Annotated in this window: 1 protein-coding gene; it reads left to right on the top strand. The window is 69.0% G+C overall.

Annotated elements, in window-relative coordinates; genetic code table 11:
• Nucleotides 1-63: 63 nt before the first annotated feature.
• Complete coding sequence (locus X803_RS0104095; protein WP_026544151.1) at nt 64-1,272, top strand: cysteine desulfurase family protein; 1,209 nt, start codon at nt 64-66, stop codon at nt 1,270-1,272.
• Nucleotides 1,273-1,347: the final 75 nt, after the last annotated feature.

The raw sequence follows: 1,347 nt of genomic DNA, 5'->3' as shown, positions 1-1,347 counted from the left end.
GCGTGTCCTGCCGATTCAACGGCTGCGTTCGGCTTTGGAGACCGCCAACGATAGAATCTATGGGTGCCCGTGTACCTTGATCACGCGGCGACCACGCCGCTCTCGGCGCCCGCGCTCGCCGCACTCAGCACCGAACTCAGCCGTAGCGGCAACCCCTCGTCGCTGCACGGCTCCGGCCGGCGTGCCCGCAGGGTGGTCGAGGACGCCCGTGAAACCCTTGCCCGAGCCGCAGGCGCGCACGCCTCCGAGGTCATCTTCACTTCCGGCGGTACCGAGGCGGACAACCTCGCTGTGAAGGGCCTCTTCTGGGCCAGACGCGATGCCGACCCGCGCCGGACCCGCATCCTGTGCAGCGCCGTCGAGCACCCTGCCGTCCAGGACGCCGTCGAGTGGCTCGAGCGGCATGAGGGTGCAGACGTCACCTGGCTGCCCGTTACCGAAGAGGGCATCGTGCGGCTGGACGTCCTTGAGCAGGAGCTCGACGGCGGCGCAGACCGGATTGCCCTGGTTACCGTGATGTGGGCGAACAACGAGGTGGGAGCACTCCAGCCGGTTGCGGACATTACCGCGCTCGCTGCCCGGCACGGGATTCCGGTGCACTCCGATGCGGTCCAGGCCTTCGGCTCCGTGCCGGTCTCCTTCGCCGATTCCGGGCTTGCCACCATGGCCGTCAGCGGACACAAAATCGGCGGACCCGTCGGCGTGGGCGCACTGCTGGTGGGGCGGGCCGTGAAGCTCACCCCCGTGCAGCACGGCGGCGGACAGGAGCGGGACATCCGGTCCGGCACCCTGGACACTGCCGGCATCGCCGCGTTCGCAGCTGCAGCGGAGGACGCCGTCACCCGTCTTTCCGAGGAATCGGTGCGCATTACGGAACTGCGGGATCAGCTGATCGCCGGCGTCGGGCGTGTTGTGCCGGAGGCGGTACTGAGGGGGCCGCGCATCGACCGGCTGCCGGGCAACGCGCACTTCACCTTCCCCGGCTGTGAGGGGGACTCGCTGCTCTTCGTGCTCGACATGGCGGGCGTGGAGTCCTCCACCGGGTCCGCCTGCACGGCCGGGGTGCCCCGTCCCTCGCACGTGCTCCTGGCCATGGGGCTGAGTGAAACCGAAGCCCGGGGCGCCCAGCGGTTCAGCCTCGGGCATACATCGACGCCGGAAGACGTTGACGCCTTGGTGGCCGCGCTGCCCGAGGCATACGAGCGTGCCCGCAAAGCCGGCATGTCCGGCCACGCATCATCCATCCAGACAGCAGGAACAGGTTTTAGCTAAGGGAGAACGTACGACAATGAGAGTACTCGCAGCCATGAGCGGCGGAGTCGATTCGGCCGTCGCGGCGGCCCGCGC

This window comes from Arthrobacter sp. 35/47 (assembly GCF_000520475.1).
In the GTDB taxonomy this organism is placed as follows: domain Bacteria; phylum Actinomycetota; class Actinomycetes; order Actinomycetales; family Micrococcaceae; genus Arthrobacter_D; species Arthrobacter_D subterraneus.
Note: the sequence above shows the minus strand (reverse complement) of the source record. Positions and strands in the feature narration are given on the sequence as shown.